Annotated in this window: 10 protein-coding genes; 5 read left to right on the top strand and 5 right to left on the bottom strand. The window is 68.8% G+C overall.

Translation table 11 applies throughout. From position 1 onward, the window contains the following. Positions 1–4: 4 nt before the first annotated feature. The 4 genes from Ga0609869_RS02215 (at position 5) to Ga0609869_RS02200 (ending at position 4,457) form a co-directional block, all read left to right on the top strand. Positions 5–2,920, top strand: coding sequence for a helicase-related protein (locus tag Ga0609869_RS02215; protein WP_125402923.1), 2,916 nt, complete (start codon positions 5–7; stop codon positions 2,918–2,920). A 7-nt stretch (positions 2,921–2,927) separates the two neighbouring features. Beyond that, the gene (locus Ga0609869_RS02210) at positions 2,928–3,308 is read left to right on the top strand and encodes an RNA-binding S4 domain-containing protein (RefSeq protein WP_245972069.1); all 381 of its coding nucleotides are present in this window, start codon (positions 2,928–2,930) and stop codon (positions 3,306–3,308) included. A gap of 51 nt (positions 3,309–3,359) precedes the next feature. Then, positions 3,360–3,698: a ferredoxin FdxA gene (fdxA, locus tag Ga0609869_RS02205; RefSeq protein ID WP_125402922.1), complete on the top strand. Its 339-nt coding sequence runs from the start codon at positions 3,360–3,362 to the stop codon at positions 3,696–3,698. Positions 3,699–3,944: 246 nt separating this feature from the next. After that, positions 3,945–4,457 (top strand): CarD family transcriptional regulator, encoded by a 513-nt coding sequence (locus Ga0609869_RS02200; RefSeq protein ID WP_125402921.1) that lies wholly within the window; start codon positions 3,945–3,947, stop codon positions 4,455–4,457. Positions 4,458–4,693: 236 nt separating this feature from the next. Here Ga0609869_RS02200 and Ga0609869_RS02195 read toward each other — a convergent pair whose 3' ends face one another. Further along, the gene (locus Ga0609869_RS02195; RefSeq protein WP_125402920.1) at positions 4,694–6,577 is read right to left on the bottom strand and encodes a monovalent cation:proton antiporter-2 (CPA2) family protein; all 1,884 of its coding nucleotides are present in this window, start codon (positions 6,575–6,577) and stop codon (positions 4,694–4,696) included. Between the two features lie 113 nt (positions 6,578–6,690). Next, positions 6,691–9,063 (bottom strand): hypothetical protein, encoded by a 2,373-nt coding sequence (locus Ga0609869_RS02190; protein WP_369022828.1) that lies wholly within the window; start codon positions 9,061–9,063, stop codon positions 6,691–6,693. Between the two features lie 160 nt (positions 9,064–9,223). Between Ga0609869_RS02190 and Ga0609869_RS02185 the strand changes: the two genes are divergently transcribed. Then, a complete protein-coding gene (locus tag Ga0609869_RS02185; protein ID WP_125403575.1) occupies positions 9,224–9,898 on the top strand; it encodes an SIMPL domain-containing protein in 675 nt (224 codons plus the stop codon). Between the two features lie 4 nt (positions 9,899–9,902). Here the strand turns inward: Ga0609869_RS02185 and Ga0609869_RS02180 are convergent, their stop codons facing one another. From Ga0609869_RS02180 to Ga0609869_RS02170, 3 genes are all read right to left on the bottom strand, one after another. Further along, positions 9,903–11,195, bottom strand: a complete 1,293-nt coding sequence (locus Ga0609869_RS02180) for an O-acetylhomoserine aminocarboxypropyltransferase/cysteine synthase family protein (protein WP_125403574.1) — start codon at positions 11,193–11,195, stop codon at positions 9,903–9,905. Between the two features lie 273 nt (positions 11,196–11,468). Next, complete coding sequence (locus tag Ga0609869_RS02175) at positions 11,469–12,356, bottom strand: dihydrodipicolinate synthase family protein (RefSeq protein WP_125403573.1); 888 nt, start codon at positions 12,354–12,356, stop codon at positions 11,469–11,471. 10 nt (positions 12,357–12,366) lie between these two features. Beyond that, positions 12,367–13,371 carry a GT-B fold glycosyltransferase domain-containing protein gene (locus Ga0609869_RS02170; protein WP_125403572.1) on the bottom strand — a complete coding sequence of 335 codons (1,005 nt, stop codon included), beginning with the start codon at positions 13,369–13,371 and terminating at the stop codon, positions 12,367–12,369. Positions 13,372–13,450: the final 79 nt, after the last annotated feature.

Here is a 13,450-nt window from a genome sequence, read left to right as displayed (position 1 = left end):
CAGAATGCGACAGCCGTCGAGGATCACCGCGGTCCTCGGGCCCACCAATACCGGCAAGACCCATTACGCGATCGAGCGGATGCTCGCCCACCGTACAGGCGTGATCGGCCTGCCGCTTCGGCTGCTTGCGCGCGAGGTCTATGACCGCATCGTCGCGTTGCGCGGCCCCTCGGTGGTGGCTCTGGTCACCGGCGAGGAACGCATCGTGCCTCAGCGCACCCAGTATTGGGTCTGTACCGCCGAGGCGATGCCAACCGATATCGGTGCAGATTTCCTGGCCATCGACGAGATCCAGCTTTGCGCCGACCCCGAGCGCGGCCATGTCTTCACCGACCGGCTGCTGAACGCGCGCGGCCTGCACGAGACGCTGTTTCTGGGCGCCGATACCATGCGCGGCGCCATCGCAGCGTTGGTGCCCAAGGCCCAGTTCATGCGGCGCGAGCGGTTTTCGGAACTGACCTACACAGGTTCGAAAAAGATCAGCCGGATGCCGCCGCGCTCGGCAATCGTGGGGTTTTCGGTTGATAACGTCTATGCCATCGCCGAATTGATACGCCGCCAAAAGGGCGGCTGCGCCGTCGTGATGGGCGCGCTCAGCCCCCGCACGCGCAACGCCCAGGTCGCGCTTTACCAGAACGGCGACGTCGATTTCCTGGTGGCGACCGACGCCATCGGCATGGGGCTGAACCTCGACATCCGGCACATCGCCTTTTCGGGACTGTCCAAATTCGATGGCCGGCGGATGCGGGCGCTGGCGCCCAACGAACTGGCCCAGATCGCCGGCCGGGCGGGGCGGCACACCACGCCGGGCACCTTCGGCGTGACCGGCGAGGCGCCGCCGATCGACGAGGGCGCGGCAGAGGCGATCATGAACCATCGCTTCGCGCCCATCCGCAAGCTTTACTGGCGCAACGAAAGGCTGGAATTCGGCTCGGTGGACCGGTTGATTGTCTCGCTCGAGGCGAAGGCCGAGGACGAATGGCTGTCGCGCGGACGCGACGCCGACGATTTGCAGGCGCTCAAGACCCTGGCCGCGCTGGGCCCGGTGCAGGACCGCCTGCAAGGGGCGCCGGATGTGCGCCGGCTGTGGGATGTCTGCCGCATCCCCGATTTCCGCGGCATCTCGGCGGGCGAACATGCGGGGCTCCTGGAGCGTATCTTCGGCTTTCTCCAGGATGCCGGGCAGGTGCCTGACGACTGGCTGGCGCGGCAGATAAAGCGGATCGACCGGACAGATGGCGACATTGACACGTTGTCGAAACGTCTGGCCTATATCCGGACCTGGACGTATGTCGCCCAGCGCGCGGGTTGGGTCGCAGACGAATCCCATTGGCGCGAGCAGACCCGCGCAGTAGAAGACCGCCTGTCCGACGCGCTGCATGGCGCGCTGACGCAGAGATTTGTTGACCGGCGGACCAGTGTCCTGCTTCGCCGGTTGAAGCAGAAGGAGAGCCTTGTGGCCGAGGTGAACGACAAGGGTGAGGTAACCGTCGAAGACCAGTTCGTCGGCCGGCTGGAGGGCTTTCGCTTCCGCCAGGATGCCAGCGCCAGCCCCGACGAGGCAAAGACGCTGCGCCAGGCGAGCATTGCCGCGCTGGCGCCGGAGTTCCACCTGCGCGCCGACCGCTTTTACAACGCCCCCGACACCGAGCTCGACTTTACCGAGCAGGGCGGGCTGATGTGGGGTGAACATGCGGTGGGCAAACTGGTGGCCGGCGCCGAGCCGCTCAAGCCCCGCGTCGAGGCGTTCGTCGATGACGAGGCCGGCGCCGAGGTGGCCGAAAAGGTCGCGCGCAGGCTGCAGCATTTCATCGACCGCAAGATCGCCACGCTTTACGAGCCGCTGATCGCGATGCAGCGCGACGAGGCGCTGGCCGGGCTGGCGCGGGGCTTTGCCTTTCGCATGGTCGAGTCGATGGGCATCCTGCCGCGCGACCGGGTGGCCGCCGAGGTCAAGCAACTGGACCAGGAGGCGCGGGGCCTGCTGCGCAAGCACGGCATCCGCTTCGGCCAGTTCACCGTGTTCATGCCGCTGTTGCTGAAGCCCGCGCCGACGCGGCTGCGGCTGGTCCTTTGGTCGCTTGCCGAAGGCTTTGACGAGTTTCCCGAAAGCCCGCCGCCGGGGCTGGTGACGATCCCGGTCGCCGAGGGCGGCCCGGCCGATTACCATACGATGTCGGGCTACCGCGCCGCGGGCGCGCGGGCGATTCGAATCGACATGCTGGAACGTCTGGCCGATCTGCTGCGCGCCAAGGACAGCCGCGGCGGCTTTGAGGCGACGCCGGACATGCTGTCGATCACCGGCATGACGCTGGAACAGTTCGCCGACCTGATGCAGGGCCTGGGCTACCGCGCCGAGCGCGGCGAGCGGCCCAAGGCCAAGCCCGCACCCGAGACACCGGCGGCCGAGGGCGAAGCCGCGCCCGAAACCGGCGTGCCGGAGGCGGCGACCGACGCGGCAACCGCACCCGACGAGACCGCCGAGCCCTCCGCGGCCCCTGAGACAGAAACGCCGCAGGAGGAGACGCCCGAGGACACCGAGGCGCCGCAGACCGCCGCCGCAGACGCGCCTGCCGCGCCGCAGGAAAGCGCCCCCGACACCAGCGCCCCCGAGGCCAGCGACGACGAGGCCAGCGGCGACGAGGCGCCGCCAGAGCCAGAGCCCGAGCCAGAGCCCGAGATCGAGGTCTTCTTCACCTTTTCGTGGGCGCCGCGGCGCAAGGGCGGCCGCCCGCCCCGCCGCGACAAGCCCGAGGGCAAAGGCCGTGGGCCCAAGGGCAAGCCCGGCGCCAAGGGCAAGCGCCCGCCGCGCGAGGACAAGCCGAAAAGCTTTGAGGCGCGCCCGCCGCGCAAGGAAAAGCCCATCGACCCCGACAACCCCTTCGCCGCCGCTCTCATGGGGCTGAAGGACAAGTCGTGAGCCCTGCGTGAGCGACGACGCCCCGCGCCCGCTGATCCGGCTGGACAAGTGGCTGTGGCAGGCGCGGTTTTTCAAGACGCGCAGCCTGGCCGCACGGGTGGTTTCGGGCGGGCATGTCCGGGTCAACGCCGCCAAGACGGCCAAGGCCGCCCACCGGGTGGGGCCGGGCGACACGCTGACCTTCCCGCAGGGCCGCGATATCCGCGTGGTGCGCATCTGCGACACCGGCACGCGGCGCGGCCCCGCGGCCGAGGCGCGCACGCTCTACGAGGACTTGACCCCGATCAAGGACACCGCCCCCTCTGCCCCGCGATACGAGGGCAAGGGACGCCCGACCAAGAAGGATCGCCGCAGTCTCGACAGCACCCGCACGCCGCCGCTTGATTGACGCGCCGGGCTGATCTAGCTAAGTGGCCTACGAGACAGAGAGAGTTCGCACATGACCTATGTCGTCACCGACAATTGCATCGCCTGCAAGTACACCGACTGCGTAGAGGTCTGCCCGGTCGATTGCTTCTACGAGGGCGAGAACATGCTGGTGATCCACCCCGACGAATGCATCGACTGCGGCGTGTGCGAGCCCGAATGCCCCGCCGACGCGATCCGTCCAGATACCGAGCCGGATATGGACGAGTGGGTGGAGTTCAACCGCAAATACTCCGAGATTTGGCCGGTGATCGTCACGCGCAAAGACCCTCTGCCCGAGGCCGAGGAACGCGACGGCGAGGCCGGCAAGCGCACGAAATACTTCTCCGAGGCGCCGGGCGAGGGCGGCTGAGAAGCGACGAGACCGGATTACCCGTGCCGCAACGTCACACGTTGCGCACATGTGCGATTGTTGGGCATGCCCTTCCAATTTCGCCTGTGTTCTGTTATATTCTGTTCACAAATGGCACCCAATGCCCCAAATCCACTCGCAGGACTGCTCGCCTGCGCGGTGGTTTTTTAGCGCCTTATGCCCCCTTGGGCCTGTGCGCGGTGGCAGGCGGGTGCTGACCTGGGGGTCCTTGCGAGGAAAGACTTAATGACCAAAACCAAGAAATCCGAGTTCCGCCCGAACGATTATGTCGTGTACCCGGCCCATGGCGTGGGCCAGATCGTCTCGATCGAAGAGCAGGAAATCGCGGGGCTCACGCTGGAACTGTTCGTCATCTCGTTCGAAAAAGACAAGATGACGCTGCGCGTTCCGACCAACAAGGCGACCGAGGTGGGGATGCGCTCGCTCTCCACGCCCGACGTCGTGTCCAAGGCCATGGCGACGCTCAAGGGCAAGGCCAAGGTCAAGCGGGCGATGTGGTCGCGCCGCGCGCAGGAATACGAACAAAAGATCAATTCCGGCGACCTTATCTCGATTGCCGAGGTCGTGCGCGACCTGCACCGCACCGACGACCAGCGCGAGCAAAGCTATTCGGAGCGTCAGCTTTACGAGGCCGCGCTCGAGCGTCTGACCCGCGAGGTCGCCGCGGTGAGCGGTGTCGACGAGGCCGGCGCGCAAAAGCAGGTGGACGAGGTCCTCGTCTCCCGCGCCGCTGCCTGATCCGCAAGGAAACGCCAGTCTTTATGTGCCGCGGCCCTCGGGCCGCGGCCTTTTTCTTGTTTCTTGGCCATGTCTCGGCTGAGTTTGGGTCGTCAACACACCCGGTGTCACTAACCGTCTCACGATCTTGGTGCGTGGGGTAGGTGCCAAGCTGCGGGTGAAATCACGCGCCGCGCCGATGGCCCGTCTGTCCCGCAAAGCGGACCGGCGCGGATAACCGGCAACACTGCGGTGCGCTATTCCGCGGCATTGCGTCCGCCGCCATCGGCCTCGTCATCGGGCCGGCCGTTCCGCTGCGATGCGAGCGCGGTCTCCAGCTCGGTGTTCAGCTCTCGCGCGCGTTTGACATAGGCGTCGTTCTGGACCAGCGGGATTTCCGGGTCCCAAAGCTCTGCCAACTCGCGCAGGGTGCCGCGGTCATGGTGGTAAAAGGCGCTCTGCAACTCGTTCGCCTCGAACTCGCTGAGCCCCATGTTCTCCAGCACGTAACGCCCGGCGCGCAGGCTTGAATCGAACATTTCGCGGACGATGTCGTCGGCCCCGGCGCGGTAAAGCTCGTAGACATGCACCCGGTCGCGGGCACGGGCGACGATGTGCAGGTCGGGCCGCTCGCGCCGCGCAAAGCGCACCAGCTGTGTGGTGGCGTCACGGCTGTCCAGCGCGGCCACCAGCACCTTGGCATTGCCCAACCCCGCCGCGTGCAGCAACTCGGGCCGCGTCGGGTCGCCGAAAAAGCTTTTGAATCCGAACTTGCGCATCAGCTCGATCGTGGCGAGGTCGTGGTCCAGCACCGTGGCGCGAAAGCCCGACATCTGCAGCATCCGGTTCACCACCTGCCCGAAGCGGCCAATGCCGGCGATGATGATCGGCTGTTGTTCGTCGATCTTGTCGGGTTCGCGCCTGGCCCCGTCCTGGGCGGCCGCGATGCGGCGCGACAGGATGTCGAAGAGGATGAACAGCAATGGCGTGATCAGCATCGACAGTGCGATCACCAGCAAGAGCTGCTGGCCCAGTGTCGTGCCGAACACCCCCTGCTGTTGCCCGAAGCCGACCAGCACAAAGCCGAACTCGCCCGCCTGGGCCAGCCCCAGGGTGAACAGCCACCGGTCGCGCCCGCGCAGCTTGAACGCGCTACCAAGAAGGTAAAGCAGCACCCCCTTGGCGACGATCAGCGCCAGCGTGATCCCGATCAGCAGGGCCGGGCTGGCCAGCAGCACCTCGAAATTGATGCCCGCGCCGACGGTGACGAAATAAAGCCCCAGGAGCATCCCCTTGAAGGGCTGGATGTCGCTTTCCATCTCGTGGCGGAACTCGGAATTGGCCAGCACCACGCCCGCCAGGAAGGTGCCGAGCGCGGGCGACAGGCCGACCATCAGCATCAGGATCGCGATCCCCACCACGATCAGAAGCGCCAGCGCGATATACATCTCGCGCATCCGCGCGCCGTGGATGAACCGAAACACGGGCCGCGTCAGATAATGGCCGCCGGCCACAACAGCGCCGACCGCGGCCAGCGTGACCAGCGTGACCCCCCAGCCGGGCAGCCCCTCGACCAGCGACATCGACTCGTGCCCGGCGCCGTGCGCTTCGCCCGGCAGGGCGCCGTGGCTGACCGCCAGCAGCGGCAGCAGCGCCAGCATCGGGATCACCGCGATATCCTGCGTCAGCAGCACCGAAAAGGCCGAGCGCCCGCCGCCCGTCTGCATCAGCCCCTTTTCCGTCAGCGTCTGCAACACGATTGCCGTCGAGGACAGCGCGAGGGCCATGCCGACGGCCAGCGCCGTGGGCCAGGCCAGCCCCAGCGCCATGGCCCCCGCCATCACCGCGCCCATGGTCAGCAGGATCTGCAGGCCGCCCAGCCCCAACAACCGGTGGCGCATGTTCCAAAGTGCGCGCGGTTCGAGCTCGAGCCCGATCAGGAACAGCATCATCACCACGCCGAATTCGGCAAAATGCTGCAGCTCGGACACCTCGTGGTCGATCAGCCCCAGCACCGGGCCGATCATCACCCCGGCCACCAGATACCCCAGCACCGAGCCCAACCCCAGCCGCGCGGCCAACGGCACCGCGATCACCGCCGCGGTCAGGTAGATCGTCGCCTGAAGCAGGAAGTCTTCCATCTCGTCCGTTCCCGTCCGCCCGGCCGCGCGTATCCGTCCGGTTGCCGGAAGACCCTAGGTCCGCCGGCGTCCAATCTCAATTGCGACACATCGGTGATGACGCGCCACAAGCCCTAGCCGCCGGGCATCCTCAGCACGATGTTGCGCCCGCTCTTGATGTAGCGCAGTTCGCTGTCGCCTATCGCGGCCACGCGCCCGCCATCCACCCGGTCTCCGACCTTCAGCTTGACATAGCGCCCGCTGCCCAGTCGGACCAGCGCGCGCCGGTTCGACGTCGATCCATAGACGCCGATCAGGTTGAGCTTGCCGAGATTGATCGCGTTGGGCACGGTCGCCTGCTTGGCCACCGAGGCCGAGGTGGGAATGCGCGGAGTGACGCGGGCGCTGGCCGGCACCGCCGGGGCGGCCTGCCGGGCCGTCGCCACCAGCGAGGCGAAATCGTCAGGCCGGTGGCCGGGCGGTCGCGATCGGGCGATGGCCAGGGGCGAGGCGCTGGCGATCTCGACCGCGGCGTCGATGGTGCCTTGCCGGTCGGGCGGGGTGGCCGGAACGGTCCGGGTCGCCGCCGCCGCGAGGGCTGCCTGCTGGGCCGAGGCCGGCCGGGCAGCAGGCCGGAAATTCGCCAGTTCCACCCGGCTGTAGCCGCCCAGCGTGGCCCGCTCGTTGCGCTCGACCAGACCGCCGGGGCGCAGCCGGGGGCGGACGCCGGCCAGCCGCGTGCGCTCGGCCGTTTCGAGCGCGGCGTCGGATTCGCTGGCCGGGCGCTGGGGCGGTGTGACCTCGGGCGGGCCGGTATGCACCATCACCCCCTCGGGCGACAGCGCGCCCTCGGGCGTGGGTCGCACCAGCCCCCGTTCGTCAAGATCGAAGACATTGCCCGGTTCGGGCGGCAGCGGCTGGGGCGGCAGCGCCTCGTCCTGTGCCGCGCCGTCGTCCGGCGACAGGGCGACCGCGTCATGCGAGCGGATCACCGGGTCGATCGAGGCGATGTAGAGATCGTCCAGCCGGTCATGCAGGGTCGGGCCCGCCGCGGCGGGGGCGCGATCGGCCAGCCCCGGCGCGGTGCCGGCAGGGGCATCGGGGGGCAACTCGGCCGTTTCGCGCGCGGGCGCGCGCGCGGGGTCGGGCGGTGGCGGCGGCGCAGCCGGCGCCGGGTCCGGCGCGGCGACCTCGGGCTCGCCGCCGCCGGTGGGGTCGGCCTCGGAGGGCGCAGGCGGCGCGACGGCATCGGGCGCCACGCGCGCCAGCGTCTCTTCAGGTGCCTCGCCCGCGCCGGGCCACAGCAGGTAGGCGGCCAACGCGACAGCGGCCAGTCCGCCTGCGATCCAAATGCCCAGCAACGCGCCGCCGCGGCGCGGCTCGGCCTTGGTGTCGCGCGCGCCGAAGACGGTCAGCGCCTCGGCTTCGTTGCGCGGCGGGGTCGGGGCGCTGGGCGCGGCTGGTGCGGGCCGGGGCGCGCTGGTCGCCGGCCGGGCGCGGCGCCTGGTCGCCGGCGCCGGGTCCAGCCCGGCGACCTCGGGCGCGGTTACCCCGGCGCGGGCGATATCCTCGTCGGTCTTGGGCGCGGGCGGCGGCGGCCTCCCGGCCAGGGAAAAGCGCGCCGCGCCGGCAACGGGCCGCGGCGCCTCGGGCGCGGCGCCGGCGCGTTGGGTGGCAAAGGCGGCCCGCGTTGCGGCGCTGGTGCCGGGCGGCTCGGGCACGCTGTCGTCGGGGGGCGGCGCGGGCGCCTCTGGCGCGTCGGCAGCAGGGATATCCGGCTCGGCAGGATCGTCGGCCTCCGGCAATCGGTCTTGCGCCTCGGCCGTCGGGATGTCCGGCTCGGCCAGGTCGTCCGCCTCCGGCGAGGGGTCTTGCTCGGTCGACTCTGTCGGGGGGGCTTCTGCGCCCGCGGGCGCCTCGTCAGCCGCTGCCGCCGTCTCTTCTTCCTCCGGCTCGGGGGCCGGGGCGGGCTCGGCGGGCGGCGCCGCGTCACGCTCCAGCGTCTCGCCGTCGGGCAGCAGCCCGGCCGCGGTCCCGGTCAGGCCGAACCAGGGCTCTCCGGGGAACCGGCCGTCGCCGGGAGCGGCCACGAAACAGACCGGGTTGAAGCGATGCTCGGCGGCAAAGGTTTCGGCCTCGTCCAGCGTCTCGCGGGCGACCACGGCCACCTGTGCCCCCTCGCCGTCGGGCTGCCAATCGAACACCAGCTCTTCCACCTTATAGGGCGTCAGCCCGTCCAGCCCGGCGCGGATCGCCGCCTCCTGCGCCTCGGCATCGCCTTCGGGGATCGGCAGGCGGGTATAGAGAACGTGGCTTTCGGGCAGGATCAGCTTGGTCATCACCCCGCCGCCCTCCAGCGCGCTGGCGGTGCTGCGCATCAGCTTCAGCGTGTCGCCAAGATCGGGCGCGTCGAGCGCGGCCTCGCCGACGCGAGTCCAGCCAGAGCCGGAACGGTGCAGCAGCGTCAGGCCGTCGGGTGAAAGATCGAGAGCGAAGTTTGCTTTCATTGACTGTATCTATAGCGAGTGGCCCAAGGGTCCGGCAGGCCCCGTGCATCGCGACCGTGGCGACTATAGCAGGATTTCGCCGATGGAATGAACCGTGCCGCCGGATTTCCTTTGCATCATCAGTTAGGCGTGAACGCGCTTTTAAGAAAGGGGTATTTCGATGCGTTTCCCATTCCTTCCGATCCTTCTGCTGGCGCTTGCCCTGCCGGCGGTGGCCGCGCCGCCCAGCTTGCGCGTCACCGGCGAGGGCAAGGTCGCAGCGGCGCCCGACATGGCGACGCTGACCCTGGGTGTGACGCACCAGGCGCGCACCGCCGCCGCGGCGATGGACCAGGTCTCGACACAGACCGCCGCGGTCTTGGCGCGGCTGCGGGCCGCCGGCATCGCCGAGCGCGACCAGACCAGCGCACTGACGCTTTCGCCGGTCTGGTCGCGCCCCGATTCGGAGCCAGCGCGCCAGATTACCGGCTTTGCCGCGGCCAACCGGCTGACGGTGCGCGTGCGCGCGCTCGATGCGCTGGGCGCGGTGCTGGATCAGGTGATCGGCGCGGGGGCCAACAGCTTTCGCGGGCTCAGCTTCGGCGTGCAAGACCCCGCGCCGCTGATCGACGAGGCGCGCCGCCGCGCGGTGGCCGACGCGACGGCCAAGGCCGAACTCTATGCCACCGCCGCGGGGCTGAGCCTGGGCCCGGTACAGCAGATCGAGGACGTGGAGCGCGCCAGCCCCCGCCCGATGATGCGAGAGGCCACGCGGGCCGGCGCCCAGGTGCCCGTCGCCGCGGGCGAGGTGACGCTGTCGGCCAGCGTCACCATGGTCTTTTCGCTCGGGCCGTAGGCGGCTAGGCCGTCGCCTTCGCCAGCGCCTGGTCGAGATCGGCGATCAGGTCGTCGGCATCCTCGATCCCGATCGACAGCCGCACCACGTTGGGCGCCGCGCCGGCGGCCTCCAACTGCTCCGGCGTCAGCTGGCGGTGGGTGGTCGAGGCCGAATGGATGATCAGCGAGCGCGTGTCGCCCAGGTTGGCCACATGGCTGAACAGCTCGACCGAATCGACCAGCTTGACGCAGGCCTCGTACCCGGCCTTCAGGGCAAAGGTGAACAGCGCCCCGGCGCCCTTGGGGCAGATCCGCGCCACGCGCTCGTGATAGGGGCTCGACGGCAGACCGGCATAGGTGACCGCCTCGACCGCCGGGTGGGTTTCCAGCCAGCTCGCCACCTTGACCGCGTTTTCCACGTGCCGCTGCATCCGCAGGCTCAGCGTCTCGATCCCCATCAGCGTGTAATGGGCGCCCTGCGGGTTCATCGTCATGCCGAGATCGCGCAAGCCCACGGCGATGCTGTGGAAGGTGAAAGCCAGCGGGCCGAAGGTTTCGTGGAACTTCAGCCCGTGATAGGCCGGTTCGGGCTCTGACAGCGAGGGGAACTTGCCCGAGGCGGACCAGTCGAACGTCCCCGAGTCGACGATGGCCCCGCCGGTCACCGTGCCGTTGCCGGTCAGGAACTTGGTGGCCGAATGCACGACCAGCGTGGCCCCGTAGTCGATGGGGCGGCAAAGGTAGGGGGTCCCCGAGGTGTTGTCGACGATCAGCGGCAGGCCGGCCTCTTCGGCGATCGGCGCGATGGCGTCGAGATCGGTGATGTAGCCGCCCGGATTGGCCAGCGCTTCGCAAAAGATCGCGCGCGTGTCGTCGTCGATGGCGGCCTTCACGGCGTCCAGATCGTCGAAATCGACGAACTTGGCCGACCAGCCAAAGCGTTTGATGGTCTGGCTGAACTGGGTCACCGTCCCGCCGTAAAGCCGGGTCGAGGCCACCACGTTGCGCCCCGGGCCCATCAGCGGGAACAGCGCCAGGATCTGCGCCGCATGCCCCGACGAACAGCACACCGCGCCTGCGCCGCCTTCCAGCGTGGCGATCCGCTCTTGCAGCACGGCCACGGTGGGGTTGGTCAGCCGCGAATAGATATAGCCCACCTCCTGCAGGTTGAAGAGCGCCGCGGCGTGGTCGGCATCGCGAAACACGTAGGCGGTGGTCTGGTAGATCGGCGTTTGCCGCGCGCCGGTGGCCGGGTCGGGCCGGGCGCCGGCGTGAACCTGCAGCGTGTCGAAACCGTATTGCGCCGTGTCGGTCATTTCTCGAATACTCCCATTTGTCCCTCGTCCCCAGCACTAGGCCATTGCCGCGCCGCCCTCAACAACCCCGCGCGGGAAAGGACGGGCGCCCCGCCGCGCCCCCGCTGCGACGACCCTGGTCCGCCCCTGCACCGCGGTGCGGGAAATCCGTCTCCTGAACGGAGCGCGCAATTGCCCGGCGGGGCGCCACTGGCCCCGGCAGGACAACGGGTATTTTTTCCAAGAAGAAACCCATATCCGCTTCTTCTTGGCCCAAATACCCAAATTCCCGCGCTAGACGCTCTCCAGCCGGTCGAGGAGGTCGCCAAGCTCTTTGATCTGCGACGCGCTGAGCGCCGCCTGCGGCGCGATGGGGGCGCCGCAATCGAAACCCTGGATCGCCAGCCCTGCCTTGATCGCGGCGGCGAGGTTGTATTTTGCGAAGGCCTCGTTGACCGCCCAGAGATCGCGCTGCAGCGTCATGGCCTCGGTCCAGTTCCCGCCGCGGCAAAGATCGTAGAGCCGCACGCTTTGGCGCGGGATCAGGCAGGAGGGGCCGGCCATCCAGCCCAGTCCCCCGATCAGCATCACGGCGACGGTGATATGCGACGACGCGGCGAAGATCCCGATGCGGCCCTCGGTGCGGTTCATGATCGACAAGAGCCGCCCGGTATTGGTCGAGGCATCTTTCAGGTAGGCGATATTGGGGTGGCGGCTGAGCCGCTCGATCGCGGCAAGCGACAGGTCCGAGCGCTGGAAATTGGGATTGGTGTAGAGCGTTACGGGGCGGTCGGTGGCCTCGGCGATGGCACTGAAATAGGCCACCACGCCCTCGTCGGGAACCGGGAAATAGGCCTCCATCACCGCGAGGATGCCGTCGGCGCCGCGCGCCGCCCAGTCGCGGGCCTGGGAGACCGCGTCGTCCGTGGCGGTGGACGCGACACCGGCGATCACCGGCACCCGGCCGTCGGTGGCGGCGACCACGGTCTCGATCACCTCGGCCTTCTGCGCGCGGCTGAGATAGGCGAACTCGCCGGTGGACCCCAGCGGCGCGAGACCGTGCACGCCGGCATCTATCAGGTGCTCGCACAGCCGGGTGAGGGCGGGGCGGTCGATACGGCCCTCGCCGTCGAGCGGGGTGGCAATATAGGGGATCACCCCGTGCATGTTGCGCGCGTCCATAGGCTCTCCTTCAACGCATCCAGAGTTTTTCTTTCTTCAGCCGGTTGCGGATCATCTGTTCGCGCCGGGGCAGGGCCGCGCGGTCGAAAAGGGCGCGGGCCCTGGCGCCCTTGCCCTGGTAGACAAAGCGCCGGAAGGGTTCGTGCGCCTTGAGCACCTTCTTGATCTTGTTGGGCGCGGCCACCGTTTCCAGCACCTCGACCGCGTGGTCGCTTTCGCGGGCGTAAAACAGCGGCATGGTGCGCCAGTGGCAGGTGATGTCGCCGTCGAGCCCGGAAAGCTCGGGCCCCGGCCGGCCGCCGCCGAAGGCATGGATCACCAGCGGCAGCGCCACCTGGTCGAGCCACGGATCGAGCGATTGGCAGATGAGTTCGGGGGGCGGATCGTCGCGGATCGCCGTCGCATAGTCGAGAAAACGCGCGCCGAACTCGGCCGGGCAGTGGAAGAAGAACCAGCCCGCGTTGAAATAGAGGTAGCGCCGCCAGTATTCGTCGGGCTGGGAGGTGTCGAGGCTGGTCTCGAAATCCAGCCCGAACCGGTCGTAGAGCGATTTCCAGATCGCCCCGTAGCCGGGCCCGTAAAGGTCGATTTCCGGCCATGTGCCTTCGCGCCGCATCGAGGCGGCGGGGTGGTCGAAGTCGAACGCCACCTGCGAGAGCGGCCCGGTGATCAGCGTATCGCTATCGAAGAAGACGAAGGGCGCGCCCGCGGGCAGCGCCGACAGTGCCTCGATCTTGTTGCCGTAGGGGTAGCGCTGCCCGAACACGCGGCTCTCGAACGGCACGATCTCGGCGCCGAGATCGGCCAGCAGCGCGCGCACGCCGGGGTCGGCCAGGCGCGGGTCGGCTTGCCAAAGCGGCCCTGGCTGAGGCTCGGCCACGATCAGGCGCCCCGAAAAGCCCTGATCCGAGGCGCGCAGCGACGCGGCGAAGAGCGCGGCCTCGTATTGCAGCCGCCCGTTCTGGCCGACGATCATGATGTTGAAGGGCTGGCCCGATGCCCGCTTTGCCGCCATACTCTGTCCTGCCCCGAGATGTGTTTTGAGCAGCAGTATAGGGGCAAAGCGCCGGGCCAGAAAGCCCGGTGGCCGGGCT

The organism is Rhodovulum iodosum, assembly GCF_041020385.1.
GTDB lineage: Bacteria > Pseudomonadota > Alphaproteobacteria > Rhodobacterales > Rhodobacteraceae > Rhodovulum > Rhodovulum iodosum.
The sequence above is the reverse complement of the archived record's forward strand: the minus strand, read 5'-3'. Positions and strand labels throughout refer to the sequence as shown.

Bases quoted from the DNA above. Each gene is read 5' to 3' on its own strand.
- Ga0609869_RS02215 (WP_125402923.1), top strand. From the start codon at position 5: ATGCGACAGCCGTCGAGGATCACCGCGGTCCTCGGGCCCACCAATACC.
- fdxA (WP_125402922.1), top strand. From the start codon at position 3,360: ATGACCTATGTCGTCACCGACAATTGCATCGCCTGCAAGTACACCGAC.
- Ga0609869_RS02200 (WP_125402921.1), top strand. From the start codon at position 3,945: ATGACCAAAACCAAGAAATCCGAGTTCCGCCCGAACGATTATGTCGTG.
- Ga0609869_RS02195 (WP_125402920.1), bottom strand. From the start codon at position 6,577: ATGGAAGACTTCCTGCTTCAGGCGACGATCTACCTGACCGCGGCGGTG.
- Ga0609869_RS02190 (WP_369022828.1), bottom strand. From the start codon at position 9,063: ATGAAAGCAAACTTCGCTCTCGATCTTTCACCCGACGGCCTGACGCTG.
- Ga0609869_RS02185 (WP_125403575.1), top strand. From the start codon at position 9,224: ATGCGTTTCCCATTCCTTCCGATCCTTCTGCTGGCGCTTGCCCTGCCG.
- Ga0609869_RS02180 (WP_125403574.1), bottom strand. From the start codon at position 11,195: ATGACCGACACGGCGCAATACGGTTTCGACACGCTGCAGGTTCACGCC.
- Ga0609869_RS02175 (WP_125403573.1), bottom strand. From the start codon at position 12,356: ATGGACGCGCGCAACATGCACGGGGTGATCCCCTATATTGCCACCCCG.
- Ga0609869_RS02170 (WP_125403572.1), bottom strand. From the start codon at position 13,371: ATGGCGGCAAAGCGGGCATCGGGCCAGCCCTTCAACATCATGATCGTC.